This is a genomic window from Jatrophihabitans sp., from assembly GCA_036399055.1.
GTDB lineage: Bacteria > Actinomycetota > Actinomycetes > Mycobacteriales > Jatrophihabitantaceae > Jatrophihabitans_A.
Genome location: DASWNX010000041.1, coordinates 1 through 13,158 on the forward strand (window position 1 = coordinate 1; position 13,158 = coordinate 13,158).

Below are 13,158 nucleotides of genomic sequence, written 5' to 3' on the forward strand. Positions count from 1 at the left end.
CAGGCCGCGTCGGCCGGACGCAGCCCCGACCAGCCGTCGGCCCGGGCCGCCCAGGCCGCCAGCACCCCGGCGACCGCGGTGGCGTTCACCAGCTCGCCGGCCAGCGCCATCCGAACCAGCTCATCGAGAGGACGGCGCTCGACGGTCATGCTGATCTCTTCGTGCTCGGGGGCGAACCTGTCCTGCTCGGCGATGTCGGTCAGCCCCCGGGCCAGGTACACCCGGATCGCCTCGTCGCTCATTCCCGAGGAGTTATACATGTCCAGCAGGACTTCCCAGGTCCCGGCCGCCAGCGACGCCTCCTCGAACAGCTCCCGGCGGGCGCCGGTCAGCGCCGGCTCGCCGTCGACGTCGAGCAGCCCGGCCGGCAGCTCCAGCAGCTCGTGGCCGACCGCATGCCGGTACTGACGGACCATCACGACGTTGTCAGCCGCGTCCAGCGCCAGGATCGCCACCGCCCCGGGGTGGGTGATGACGTCCCGGTCGGCCACCGAGCCGTCCGGCATCCGCACCGCGTCGGTGCGCACGTCGAACACCGCGCCGGCAAAACGCCGCTCGGAGGACACCACCTCGAAGCGATGCTGGTCCCCGGTCATCCGGCGGCCGGGCCGGACGTCGCGAGCTCCGCGGCGGTCTCGGCGACCTCGGGGATCTCCACCGGAAGCCGTTCCTGGTCGTTGTACTCCAGGGCGGCGGCCACGAAGGCCGAGAACAGCGGATGCGGCCTGGTCGGCCGTGACTTCAGCTCCGGGTGGGCCTGGGTGGCGACGAAGAACGGGTGCACCTCACGCGGCAGCTCCACGAACTCCACCAACCGGCCGTCCGGCGAAGTCCCGGAGATGACCAGCCCCGACGCCGCCAGAACCTCGCGGTAGTCGTTGTTGACCTCGTAGCGGTGCCGGTGCCGCTCGGTCACCGACGTGGCGCCATAGGCCATCGCCACGATAGAGCCCGGGACCAGCTCGGCGGGGTAGCTGCCCAGCCGCATGGTGCCGCCCAGGTCGGCGTTGCCGGCCACCGCCTCGACCTGATCGGCCATGGTGGCGATCACCGGATCGGTGGCTTCGGGCGCGAACTCGGCAGAGTTGGCGCCCGGCAGCCCGGCGACGTGCCGGGCCACCTCGATGGTCATGCACTGCAGTCCCAGGCACAGCCCCAGCGTCGGCACTCCTCGCTCACGGGCATGCCTGATCGCTCCGAGCTTGCCCTCGATGCCCCGGATCCCGAAACCGCCGGGAATGACCACCCCGTCCACCCCCGCCAGTTGCGCGGCCGCGCCGGCCGGGGTCTCGCAGAGGTCGGAGGCGACCCAGCGCAGGGACACCCTCGCCCGGTGGGCGAAGCCGCCGGCGCGCAGCGCCTCGGTGACCGACAGGTAGGCATCGGGCAGGTCGATGTACTTGCCGACCAGGGCGATGCTCACCTCGCTCTTGGGATGGCGCACCCGCTCCAGGAGCCCGCCCCACAGCGACCAGTCCACGTCTCGGAAGGGCAGCCCCAGCCGGCGCACCACATAGGCGTCCAGGCCCTCGTCGTGCAGCACCTTGGGGATCTCATAGATGCTCGCCGCGTCCACCGCCGCGACCACCGCCTCGGTGTCGACGTCGCACATCAACGAGATCTTGCGTTTGACGCTGGCCGGTATCTCACGGTCGGCGCGGCAGACGACCGCGTCCGGCGAGATGCCGATGCTGCGCAGGGCCGCGACCGAGTGCTGGGTGGGCTTGGTCTTCAACTCTCCGGACGGCGCCAGGTAGGGGATCAGCGAGACGTGCAGGAAGAAGCAGTTGTCCCGGCCGACGTCCTGGCGGACCTGGCGGGCGGCTTCGAGGAACGGCAGCGACTCGATGTCGCCGACGGTTCCGCCGACTTCGGTGATCACCACGTCGGGGATCTCGCCGTCGGGCCCCGGAGCGGCCATCGACCGGATCCGTTCCTTGATCTCGTTGGTGATGTGCGGGATGACCTGCACCGTGTCGCCCAGGTACTCACCCCGGCGTTCCTTGGCGATCACCGCCGAGTACACCTGACCGGTGGTGACGTTGGCCGAGCCGACCAGGTCGGTGTCCAGGAATCGCTCGTAGTGGCCGATGTCGAGGTCGGTCTCGGCGCCGTCCTCGGTGACGAATACCTCGCCGTGCTGGAACGGGTTCATCGTGCCGGGGTCGACGTTGAGGTACGGGTCGAGCTTCTGCATGGTGACCCGCAGACCACGGGCCTTGAGCAGGCTGCCCAGCGAGGAGGCGGTCAACCCCTTCCCGAGCGAGGAGGCGACGCCGCCGGTGACGAAAAGGTGCTTAGTGGTCCGGGCTGATTGAGCCAACGAGACTCCCGTGGTCGCATCCGATACGAGGTGCGGAGCTGGGATCTCTCACAGAAACCCCTGATATCCACGGGAGTTCACGGTAACACGAACCACGCCGACGTCGCGCCAGCGACACTAGCCACCGGCTCCGGGCAGCAGCCCGTCGCTGTCGGCGCCGGTCCCGTAGTGGCCCTTACGCCCGGCCACCGTGTCGGCGCCGGTCAGCGCGACGGTGAGCTCGCCGAGTGGGCTGTTGGCATCGTCCACTGTCGACACGGCTTTGCTGGCCGCGTCGTCGGCGCGCACCAACGCCACCAGCCCGCCTGCGGTGTTGGAGGCCGGATCACCGACCACCACGGTCGGGCCGCCGGTGCTGGCGCCCAGCTGGGCGCCGAAGGAGAGCAGCATCCTGCCGGCCTCGTCGTCCTTGGGCAGAGCGCCAGGCGCGACCAACAGCACCAGCTTGCCGGCCGCCACCGTCGGGCTCTCGGCCTTGACCATGTTGAGGGTCCCGAATCCGGCGATGACCTGTGCCAGGTCGGTGCTCTGGCCGTGGCCCAGCAGCACGAAGCCGAGCAGCGCTCCGGCCAGCGTGCCGGCGTCGTCGGTGGTCGGCAATTGCAGGCCGATCGGATGCAGGCCCGAGGTCGCCAGTGACCTGATGTCGTTGGCTCGCCGCGGGTCGCTGAAGTCCTTGCTCAGCTGCAGCCGGCCGGCGACAGTGCCGCCGGCCGCGGTGACCTGCTCAGCCATCGCGTCCTTGAGTTGCTTGGACGCTCCGGGCGCGCCGATCAGCACCACCGGGGTCTTGGCCAGGGCCGCGCCGGCGATCTTGCCGCCGAAGGTCTGGGCCAGCAGGTCGGCATGGGCCGAACGGGCCCGCAGCGCTTGATTCTGCGCGGCCAGGGCGCTGCTGTTCTTCTTCGCGTCGGTGACCTGATGACGCAGGTCCCCGACCACCGCGCCGTTGAGCGCGCTGGTCCCCACCACCACGCCCAGCGCGATGCCGAGGAAGACGGCGATGATCGAGACAAGGTGGTACCGGAACGAGATCATGACAGCAGGCTCCTAAGCCAGGAGACAGAATGGTCCCAACCGTCGGCCAGGAGATGCAGGTAGCTGTCTCCGGCGAGGCCGGCGACCAGCACGACGGCGATGGCCAGCACCGCGGCGACCGCCAGCAGCACCAGCGACAGCGCCGAGACCCGGGTCTGGAACAGCTGGGCGGCGGCTTTGGCGTCCACCAGCCGGCCGCCGAGCTTGAGCCGGGTCAGCACAGTCGAGGCGATCCCGCCGCGACCGGCGTCCAGGAACTCCTCCAGGGTGGCGCGCATTCCGACGGTGACGATCAGCCTGGCCGAGCCTGCGTCGGCCAGCAGCATCGCGGCGTCCTCGCTGGTGCCCGAGGAGGCGAAGACGACCGGTTCGACGCGCAGGTCCTGCACCCGGGCCAGCCCGCTGACCCGGCCGTGATGGTCGGCGTGCGCGACGACCTCGGCGGCCTCGCGCAACGCCGCATCCGAGACCAGGTCCAGATCGCCAACCACCAGGTCGGCCTGGTAACCGGCCTCCCGCAGGACGTCGGCGCCGGCGTCGACACCTACCAGCACCGGCCGGAACTCCCGGATGTAGTGCTTGAGCGAGCGCAGATCGGACTTGTAGTCGTAATCCTTGGCGACCAGCAGGACGTGCCGGCCACGAAAGCGGGTGCTGAGCTCGGGCACCCCGACGCCGTCCAGCAGCAGCTCCTTCTCACGTTCCATGTGCTGCTGCGTGCTGGCCGCGAAGGCTTGCAACTGGGCCGACAGGCCTGCCTTGGCGGCCCGCATCGCGGCCTGGACCGTGTCGGCGTCCTGCCTGGCGCCGCGGGCGGCCACCTTGTCTCCGATGTGCAGCACGTCGCCGTCCAGCCGCAGGCGTGAGCCTTCCTTGACCTCGGCGAAGATCTCGCTCCCCACAGCGTCCAGCAGCGCGACGTCATTGGCGATGAGCACCTCGGGCCCCAGGTTGGGGTAGCGGCCGGAGATGCTCTGCTGGGCGTTGACCACCACGCTGACCCCGGCCGCCACCAGGGCGTCAGCGGTCGAGCGGTCCAGATCGGCGATGTCGATGACGGCGATGTCACCGGGCTGCAGGCGGTTCAGCAGCCGGCTCACCCGCCGATCAAGGCGGGCCACCCCGCTGATACCGGGCAGCGCGGCGTCGCGACGCCGGTCGGACTGCCTGAGTGCGATCTTCATGAGCTTCGATGGTGCCATCCGGCCAGCCGATCCCGGCACTTCGCCACGCGGCCTCACCGCTTGGATCGAGCCCGAGCAGCCTTCGGGGTGATCGGCTCGGGCTGCTGGGCGGATTCGGGCGCGCCGGCCCAGGCAGCCGCAGAACCTCGACGCCGGTCGGCGTCGCCGAACTCGGCGATGTCCTGACGCGCGGAGCTGAGCAGTTGAGCGGCGTGCTCGCGCGCGACCGCGCTGTCGCCGCCGGCCAGCATCCGAGCCAGCTCGACCAGCCGGTCCTCGCCGTTGACCGATCGGATGTCGCTGCGGGTAACGCCGCCGGAGGCCGGCTCGGAGTCCTGCGCGGCAGCGGCGCCTGTCACCGCCGGCCTGCTCGTCACCGACACCGACTTGTCCACCACCAGGTGGCGCTCGGCGAAGGCGGCGACCTGCGCCAGGTGGGTGACCACCACGACCTGATGGCTGCGGGAGAGCCGGGCCAGTCGGCGGCCGATCTCGACGGCGGCTCGGCCTCCGACGCCGGCGTCCACCTCGTCGAAGACCATGGTGGGCACCGGATCGGTCCCGGCGAGCGCGACCTCGATGGCCAGCATCACCCGGGACAGCTCGCCACCCGACGCGCCGCGCTGGACCGGCAGCTCCGGGGCGTCCGGATGGGCTCGCAAGGTGATCTCCACCTCGTCCACGCCGTCGGGTCCGGCGCCGGCAGGCCGGCCGTCGATGAGGACCTGCGGGCCGGACTCCACCGGGTTCCGGGGGCGGACCTCGACCCGCACCGCGGCTGCGGGCATCGCCAGACCGGCCAGTTCGGCGGTGATCAGCTTCGACAACCGCTGGGCAGCCTGCCGGCGTCGCCCCGACACCGCCGTGGCCAGCTCGGTGAAGCGGGCAGCCGCCTGATCACGCTCGGCGGCCAGCGCCGCCAGCGCCTCGTCGGAGGTGTCGGCAGCTGCCAGCCGGTGCTCGGCCTCGGCCGCCCAGTCCAGCACCGACCCCAGTGCCCCGGCGCCGCTCCCGCCAAGCCGGCCGCCGCCGTCGCCGACCGCGCCCACGCCGTATTTGCGGATCAACCCGTTGAGGGCGGCGCGGCGCTCGTGCACCGCGGCCAGCCGGGCTGGATCGGCCTCCAGCTGCGTCTGGTACCCGGCCAGCTCGCTGCCGATGTCGGTGGCCGCGGCGGCCAGCTCGGCCAGCCGAGCGCTGAGCTGGTCCAGCGCGGCGTCGGTGCCGACGACCTGGCCCAGTGCCCGGCTGGCTGCCGCGATCAGGGTCTGGACGTCCGGCGCCTCACCGGCGGGGTCGTCGGGGTCGCCCAGCAGCGCGTCGTGGGCGGTGCGCGCCGCGACCCGTAGCGCGTCAGCATGCTCCAGCCGGGCCGCCAGGGCCGCGAGTTCGACATCCTCCTCCGGCTGCGGCGCGATTCGCGCTATCTCGGCGATGCCGTGCCGCAGCAGTTCCGCCTCGCGCGCCAGCTCGCGGGCCATGCCGGTGCGCCGTGCCAACTCGGCCACCGCCGCGCGCCACTGCTGAAAGGCGGCCCGGCAGTCGGCCAGGTCCACTCCCGCGAACCGGTCGAGGGTCAGGCGCTGTTCGGCGGGCTGGGTGAGCCGCTGCTGATCGCTTTGACCATGCACGGCCACCAGGCTCTCGGCCAGCCGGGCCAGCACGGTCACCGGCACCGAGGCGCCGCCGGCGAACGCTCGGGACCGGCCCGTAGCGCTCACCACCCGCCGCAACACCAGGCTGCCGTCGGAATCCAGGTCGCCGCCGGCGTCGGTCACGGCCAGCGCCGCCGGTGACCCCTCGCCGACCAGCAGCCTGCCTTCGACGCTGGCCGACTCCACTCCCGGACGCAGCCGGGACGAGTCGGCACGGCCGCCGAACAGCAGTGCCAGCCCGGTCACCACCATGGTCTTGCCGGCGCCGGTCTCGCCGGTCACCACAGTCAGTCCAGGCCCCAGTTCCAGCACCGCGTCCGAGATCACCCCGAGCCCACGGATCCGGATCTCCTCCAGCATGCGCTTGCCAGCCTCTTCCACTAGGTCCTGCTAGGTGGTGGGACGGCCGTCGCGAAGGCTGCGAACCGGCAGCTGGAACTTGGCGACCAGCCGCTCGCCGAACGGGGTGGGATGCGGCCGCGCGATGGTCACGGTCTGCGCCGAGCGCTCCACCCGCAACTTGGCGCCTGGCGGCAGTGGGTGGGACCGGCGGCCGTCGCAGCTCAGCACTCCGGACTGGTCGGCGCCCATCAGGTCTATGCCGATCTGCGAGTTCGGCGCCACCACCAGCGGCCGCTGGAACAGCGCGTGAGCGGCGTTGGGCACCAGCAGCATCGCCTCGACGTTGGGCCAGACGATCGGGCCGCCGACGGAGAAGGCATAGGCGGTCGAGCCGGTCGGCGTCGCGCAGATGACCCCGTCGCAGCCGAAGCGCAGCAGCGGCCGGTCATCCACCGACACCCTCACCTCCAGCAGCTTCTCGCGGTTGCTCTTCTCCACCGACGCCTCGTTCAGCGCCCAGTCCTCGGCGATCACCTCGCCGTCCAAGGTGGCGGTCACCTGCAGGGTGAAGCGCTGCTCCACCTCATAGCGGCCCTCGACGATCGCGGTCACCGTCGCGTCGAGCGCGTCGACCTCGGTCTCGGCCAGGAAACCGACATGCCCCAGGTTCACCCCGAGCAGCGGTATGCCTGCGCTGCGGGCGTGCTCAGCCGCACGCAGGAACGTGCCGTCGCCGCCGAGCACCAGCGCCACCTCGGCGTCCTTGGCGATCTGAGAGGCGTCCAGCAGGCTGACCGCGCCAAGCTCGCCGCCCTCTGCGACGTCAGCGGCCTCACCCGGGCTGATCCGCACCTCGAAGCCGAGGTCGTTCAACCGGGCGATCAGATGCCTGGCCAGCTCGCGGATATCTGAGCGGCCGGTGTGCACCACCAGCAGTACCGACCTCATGTGCCCTCCTCTGCGATGGCGTGGATCATGGCCTCGTCGGCCGGGTCGGCGTCCTGGCGCAGCCAGAGAAAGAATTCCACGTTGCCGCTGGGCCCGGGTAACGGGCTGCGAGCGACGCCGGCCGTCCCCCAGCCGAGCCCGAAGGCGGTGCGGGCCACCGCCAGCACCGCCTCGGCGCGCAGGGCCGGCTCGCGCACCACGCCGCCCCGGCCCAGCCGCTGCCGGCCGACCTCGAACTGCGGCTTCACCATCGGAACCAGGTCGGCCACCGTGCACGCGGTGAGCGCGGGCAACACCAGGCCGAGTGAGATGAAGGACAGGTCGGCGACGGTCAGCTCGGCCGGCCCGCCGATCTGATCCGGGGTCAACGTCCGGACGTTGGTCCGGTCGTGCACGATCACCCGTGGGTCCGATTGCAGCGCCCAGACCAGCTGCCCGTAACCGACATCCACCGCGACCACCTCACGGGCGCCGCTGCGCAGCAGCACGTCGGTGAAGCCGCCGGTGGAGGCGCCGGCGTCCAGGCAGCGCCGGCCGCTGACCTGCAGGGCGGTGAACTCGGTCAGCGCGCCGAGGAGTTTGTGCGCGCCCCGCGAGGCGTAACCAGGGTCATCGGTGTCGCTCAGCACCCGAATCGGAGTGTCTTGTTCGACGCCGGTGGCCGCCTTGGTGGCGACATTGCCGCGCACCTGGACCCGGCCGGCCTCGATCAACTCACCGGCCTGCTCGCGCGAGCGCGCCAGCTGACGACGCACCAACTCGGCGTCCAGACGTAACCGACGGACCATGAGTAGCGGCTCAAGCCTGATCGAGATCGGCCAGCGCGCTTTGCAACTCGCGGTGCAGGGCGTCAAGCCGGGTCACGGCCTCGGCTAACGGCCCGTCGCTGACTCCCCCGATGCCCTCGGCGGCGGACTCGACGCGTAGCACCACGTCATCGCCGCCGGGAGCTGGGGCTGAGCGGGGATCGGTCACGATGCCCAGGCTACGTGGTGGAGTGGTGATGGCCGCTGCTATCCACAGCCTCAGCGGGCCGCGTGTCCGAGACCGAACTGCTCGATCAGCCGAGTCGAGGCGGCATCGGCGCCGTTGACCGCGCGAACGGTCAGGTCGGCGTCGAGCAGTCGCCAGCCGGCCACGGCCAACGCCCGCAGTCCGTCCAGCCCGTCGCCGTCACCCTCGCCGCCGGAGTCACCGCCGCTCAGCACCAGCTCGGCACCGCGGAGCTGGACTCTTGCCGATCCGCAGCTGACCAGTCGCTCGGTCTCAGCCACCTCGGGATGGCCGCGCAGTAGCGCCGAGACGTCGTGGCCGAGGTAATCCGGCCGGTGCAACGCGGGCGCCGCGAGCAGCTGGGCCGCGTCGGTGACACCGCTGAGCACCAGCAGTGAGTCGCAACTGGCCCGGCGGGCGCCCTCGATGTCGGTGTCGAGCCGGTCGCCGACCACGATCGGGCTGCGGGCGTTGGAGCGCTCGACGCTCTCGGCGTGCATCGTCGGGTCGGGCTTGCCGGTGGCGGCAGGCGTTCGGCCGGTCGCGTGCCGCAGCGCCGCCACCAGTGATCCGTTGCCGGGCAACGGCCCCCGTGGAGACGGCACGGTGGCGTCGAGGTTGGTGGCCAGCCAAGGCACTCCCCGGTTGATCGCCACCGCGCCCTCGGCCAGCGCCAACCAGTCCGTGCCCGAAAAGAAGCCCTGCACGACGGCGACCGGGTCGTGCTCGGCCGAGAACACCGGCTTGAGCCCCCGCTCGGTGAGGGCGTCGATCAGACCGGTGGTGCCCAGCACCAGCACCGGGGCGCCGGCCGGCAGCCGGTCTGCCAGGTAGTGCGCGGCGGCCTGGGCGGAGGTGACCACCTCCTCGGCGGCGGCCGGCACCCCGACCCGCTGGAGCAACTCGGCGACCTGATCGGGGGTGCGGGAGGCGTTGTTGGTCACGAAGGCCAGCCGCATGCCGGCTTGCCGGGCCGAGGCCAGCGCCTGGGCAGCCCCGGCCACCGGTTGCTCGCCGAGGTACACCACTCCGTCGAGGTCCAACAGGGCCACGTCGTAGCGGCGGGACAGCGGCTGTTGTGAGCCGATCATGGGAATTCCTCATCTCAGGTGCTCAGTCGTCATCGCCCCGCGGCTGCCGCGTAGCATCGGCCCTCGTGACCGATCCTCTCGCCACCGGCCGTGGCCTGTCCCTTGCCCCGTTTCGCGCGACCCGGTTCTGCGCGGACGCCGACACCCTGGGGCGGCAGCTGTCTCCGCCCTACGACGTCATCTCCGGCGCCGACCGGGCTGCCCTGGTCCAGGCCAGTCCCACCAACGTCGTCCGGTTGATCCTTCCAGAGCAGGACGAAGCCCGGTTCGGCGACGGGGACCGGTACGCCGGCGCCAAGGCCGTCCTGCAGGACTGGCTGAGCCGGGGAGTGCTTGCTGTCGATGACGAGGCCGCCCTGTTCGTCTATGAGATGAGCACGCCCGACTCGGTGACCCGAGGCCTGCTCGGGGCGGTCGAACTCCGCGACCCGGAGGACGGGGTGATCCTGCCGCATGAGAACACGATGGCCGGACCGGTGTCAGACCGCTTGGCGCTGATGAGCGCCACCGAGGCGAACCTGGAGCCGATCTACCTGGTGTACGACGGCGGCGGGGCGGCCTCTGAACTGGTGGCTTCGGTCAGCGACCTGGATCCGACGAGCACGGCGAACACCCCGGACGGGGTTGGGCACCGGCTGTGGGCGATCACCGACCCGGCCGCGCACGCCGCGGTGGCAGCCGACCTCGCCGGCCGCCGGGCGTTGATCGCCGATGGCCACCACCGTTACGCCACCTACCGGCAGTTGCAGGCCGATCACCATGGCGAGCCCGGCCCCTGGGATCGGGGTCTGACGCTGCTCGTCGACACCTCCTCCTACGGCCCGCAGGTCCATCCGATTCACCGGGTGGTGGCACTGGAGTGGAACCGGATCCTTGAGCTGACCAGCGCCGCCGCCGAAATCAGTGAGCCGATGTCAGTCGCGGCGGCGGAGAAGTCGCTGAGCCAGGTTGAGGGCTTCGCGGTCGTCCTGGCCCACGAGGACGAAGCCGTCCTCGTGTCAGGCCTGTCGGCGGAGATCCAGCGACAGGCCCTTGGGGCCGCTGCTGGCACCGCACTCGGAGAACTTGACATAACGATATTGCACCGCGTGCTGGTAGAGCACGTGTGGCAGTTGAGCGACACGGTGGACAACGTCGGTTACGCGCACAGCGTCAGCGAGGCTTTGGCCGAGGCGCTGGACACCGGGCGAACCGCGGTGCTGGTGCGGCCCACGCCGGTTCAGGCGGTGGCCGCCGTAGCGGCCGCCGGCGAGCGGATGCCCCGTAAGTCGACGCTGTTCACGCCCAAGCCGGCATCCGGCGTGGTGCTCCGGCGCTTCGCAGACCAGTAGCTCAGAGCAGGTCCGCGGCCCGGTCAGCGGCGTCGGTCTCGTCGTCGTAGTCGGCTTTCGCGGCGGCGCCGAACCACTGGATCGCCTCCTGGGTCCGGCCGGCTGCGACCAGGGCGTCGGCGTAGGCGTACCAGAGCCGGGCGCTGCCGGGCTTCGGGTTCTTGGTGTCCAGGCCCCCGCGTTCAAACGTGGCCAGCGCGGCGTCTAGCTGGTTGAGGTCGCGTCGGGCGCCGGCCACCACGATGATCAGCTCGGCGCGGATGCTGGGCTCGAGCTTGGGCACCACAGGGTCCTCGATCGCCTTCAGCGCTCGCTCAGGTCGACCCAATGCGCGCTCGCAATCGGCCATGACCGCGATGTGGCTGGGGTCACCGGAGATCCGGCGAGCGGCGCGCAGCTCGGACAAGGCCTCGGCCCACTCACCTGCGTGGTAAGCCGCCAGCCCGGTCGCTTCACGGACCGCGGCCACCCGAGCGCCTCGGCCGCGGGCGGCGCGGGCGTGCTCCAATGCCTTCTTCGGGTCGGTGTCGATCGCTTGGCCCGCTGCCACCAGATGGGCGCCTACGAATTCCGCGGCGAGTTTGCTGAGCGAGCGCAGCTCTGAGCGAACCGATGGGTCGAGCAGCTTCGGATCGGTGCCGGGTGGAATCGCGATCTCGGCGCCTCGGGTCGGCCGGGAGCCCCTGGTCGACTCGTAGTCCTCCTCGATCCGATTGCTGCGACCGCGGCCAGCGCCGTCGGCACGCGGGTAGCGCCGCTCAGCGCCTGCGCCGGTTGACGGACGGCCACCGCCGTAGGAGCGGTTGCCGACTGGACGCTCGGGACGGCTGTTCCGAGCGCCGCTGTCGAAACCGGCTGAATCCCGGCCCCGGCCTCCGGCGCTCGGCGCACGGCTGTCGCGACGCTCTCCGCTGTCACTGCGGCTGCCGGTTCTCTGATGCCCACCACCAGAACCAGCATCACGACGCGGACCGGAGTACCCACCACCAGAACCAGCATCACGACGCGGACCGGAGTGCCCACCACCAGAACCGGCATCACGACGCGGACCGGATGCTCTGCTATCGCCTTGGCGTGAGGTGCCTGAACCGCCTGGTTCCCACCAATTGGCGGCCGAACCGGAAGCGCGCTCAGGGCGGGCGCCTGTCGCCGGCCGATGAGGGGCCGGCGCACGCCGGGGCTCATAGCCAGAACTTCGCACAGTGGACGATGAACCGTACTGCTCCCGAGTATCCGGGCGTGCGGGTCGGGCGTTGTCAGAACGGGTAGGCCTGCCGCTCTGCGATCGCCCGCGGTCACCGCCACGTGGGGAACCAGCAGAGTCTGCACGGTCGTTCGAGGCGCCGAAACGCTTCGGTCCACCACTGGGGCGTTCGTCAGCGCCGGCGAACCGGTCACGCGACTGGCCGGCGGCTCGATAACCCCCACCGGCGCGGTCGGGGCGACGCGGGGAGTCAGAGCCGGTGGTCGGGCGTCCATAGGAGCTCCGGCTGTCCTGCCGAGGGCCCGCGGACCGCTGTCCGTCTGGACGAGGGCTTGTGCCACCGGCGCTGCGGCCGATGGCAGAGGACCCGCGGGAGACAAAGCCACGGCCGGAGGAGCCCGGTCCGGCGGAACCCGGTCTGCCGGCGCCGTCCCCCTGGCCACCACGCCCGGTCGAAGCACCGCGTCCAGCCGAAGCACCACGCCCCGTCGCAGCGCCACGTCCAGTGGGGGCGCCACGCCCAGCTGGGGTGCCACGCCCCGCCGAAGCGCCGGTCCGGTCACGGTCACCGCTACTGGGCGTGCCGCGTCCATCGCGCCGGGCGTTGGAGCCGCCCCGGCCAGATCCATAGTCAGCCATGTCATCATCCTGCTCGTCTAGAAAGAAAAAGAGCCAGGCTCGTTCGGCACCAACCGAACAGCCTGGCTCGAAAACCAACCAAGGCCGTTCGGCGAATGCCGAACGACCTTGGTCGAAAGTGTGTCCGGCGACGTCCTACTCTCCCACGCAGTGGCCCGCGCAGTACCATCGGCGCTGAGAGGCTTAGCTTCCGGGTTCGGGATGGGACCGGGCGTTTCCCCTCCGCTATAGACCGCCGTAACGCGGTGAAACGAAGCACCACACACCTGACACACAACCCCGTCCGGGGTGTGTGTGTGGTGTGGTGGTGTGGTTTCAGAACCACACAGTGGGACGCGAGTGTGTTCATGTCGAATGGTGCGGCCCAGGACATGTTCGAAAGATGCTGTTGATGAGAAGTGTGAGCAAGT

Annotated in this window: 11 protein-coding genes and 1 rRNA gene; 1 reads left to right on the plus strand and 11 read right to left on the minus strand. The window is 71.0% G+C overall.

All coding sequences use genetic code 11. The features are described 5' to 3' along the window. From VGB75_19105 to VGB75_19145, 9 genes are all read right to left on the minus strand, one after another. Nucleotides 1-596 (minus strand): NUDIX hydrolase (locus tag VGB75_19105; protein ID HEY0169158.1); only part of this gene is annotated, 596 nt, incomplete at its 3' end. Further along, on the minus strand, nt 593-2,323 hold the full coding sequence (locus VGB75_19110) for a CTP synthase (protein HEY0169159.1): 1,731 nt from the start codon (nt 2,321-2,323) through the stop codon (nt 593-595). The genes VGB75_19110 and VGB75_19105, both read right to left, overlap by 4 nt. A gap of 117 nt (nt 2,324-2,440) precedes the next feature. Next, complete coding sequence (locus VGB75_19115; GenBank protein HEY0169160.1) at nt 2,441-3,361, minus strand: copper transporter; 921 nt, start codon at nt 3,359-3,361, stop codon at nt 2,441-2,443. After that, nucleotides 3,358-4,545, minus strand: a complete 1,188-nt coding sequence (steA, locus tag VGB75_19120) for a putative cytokinetic ring protein SteA (GenBank protein HEY0169161.1) — start codon at nt 4,543-4,545, stop codon at nt 3,358-3,360. Before steA ends, VGB75_19115 begins: the two co-directional genes overlap by 4 nt. 53 nt (nt 4,546-4,598) lie before the next feature. Next, nucleotides 4,599-6,581 (minus strand): DNA repair protein RecN, encoded by a 1,983-nt coding sequence (recN, locus tag VGB75_19125; GenBank protein ID HEY0169162.1) that lies wholly within the window; start codon nt 6,579-6,581, stop codon nt 4,599-4,601. 9 nt (nt 6,582-6,590) lie between these two features. Further along, on the minus strand, nt 6,591-7,490 hold the full coding sequence (locus VGB75_19130; protein HEY0169163.1) for an NAD kinase: 900 nt from the start codon (nt 7,488-7,490) through the stop codon (nt 6,591-6,593). Beyond that, nucleotides 7,487-8,278: a TlyA family RNA methyltransferase gene (locus VGB75_19135; GenBank protein HEY0169164.1), complete on the minus strand. Its 792-nt coding sequence runs from the start codon at nt 8,276-8,278 to the stop codon at nt 7,487-7,489. The genes VGB75_19130 and VGB75_19135 overlap by 4 nt, the downstream gene beginning before the upstream one ends. A gap of 10 nt (nt 8,279-8,288) precedes the next feature. Further along, nucleotides 8,289-8,465 (minus strand): hypothetical protein, encoded by a 177-nt coding sequence (locus tag VGB75_19140; protein ID HEY0169165.1) that lies wholly within the window; start codon nt 8,463-8,465, stop codon nt 8,289-8,291. Between the two features lie 50 nt (nt 8,466-8,515). Then, on the minus strand, nt 8,516-9,574 hold the full coding sequence (locus tag VGB75_19145) for an HAD-IIA family hydrolase (GenBank protein HEY0169166.1): 1,059 nt from the start codon (nt 9,572-9,574) through the stop codon (nt 8,516-8,518). A 65-nt stretch (nt 9,575-9,639) separates the two neighbouring features. Here VGB75_19145 and VGB75_19150 point away from each other — a divergent pair, with 65 nt between their 5' ends. Next, nucleotides 9,640-10,905 carry a DUF1015 domain-containing protein gene (locus VGB75_19150; GenBank protein ID HEY0169167.1) on the plus strand — a complete coding sequence of 422 codons (1,266 nt, stop codon included), beginning with the start codon at nt 9,640-9,642 and terminating at the stop codon, nt 10,903-10,905. 1 nt (nt 10,906) lies between these two features. Here VGB75_19150 and VGB75_19155 read toward each other — a convergent pair whose 3' ends face one another. Continuing rightward, nucleotides 10,907-11,455 carry a tetratricopeptide repeat protein gene (locus tag VGB75_19155; protein ID HEY0169168.1) on the minus strand — a complete coding sequence of 183 codons (549 nt, stop codon included), beginning with the start codon at nt 11,453-11,455 and terminating at the stop codon, nt 10,907-10,909. A 1,415-nt stretch (nt 11,456-12,870) separates the two neighbouring features. Continuing rightward, a 5S ribosomal RNA gene (gene rrf, locus VGB75_19160) occupies nt 12,871-12,988 on the minus strand. Nucleotides 12,989-13,158 lie beyond the last annotated feature (170 nt).

What these genes read in the sequence shown, in the direction of transcription:
- VGB75_19115 (HEY0169160.1), bottom strand. Translation starts at nt 3,361, where the DNA reads ATGATCTCGTTCCGGTACCACCTTGTCTCGATCATCGCCGTCTTCCTC.
- steA (HEY0169161.1), bottom strand. Translation starts at nt 4,545, where the DNA reads ATGAAGATCGCACTCAGGCAGTCCGACCGGCGTCGCGACGCCGCGCTG.
- VGB75_19130 (HEY0169163.1), bottom strand. Translation starts at nt 7,490, where the DNA reads ATGAGGTCGGTACTGCTGGTGGTGCACACCGGCCGCTCAGATATCCGC.
- VGB75_19135 (HEY0169164.1), bottom strand. Translation starts at nt 8,278, where the DNA reads ATGGTCCGTCGGTTACGTCTGGACGCCGAGTTGGTGCGTCGTCAGCTG.
- VGB75_19145 (HEY0169166.1), bottom strand. Translation starts at nt 9,574, where the DNA reads ATGATCGGCTCACAACAGCCGCTGTCCCGCCGCTACGACGTGGCCCTG.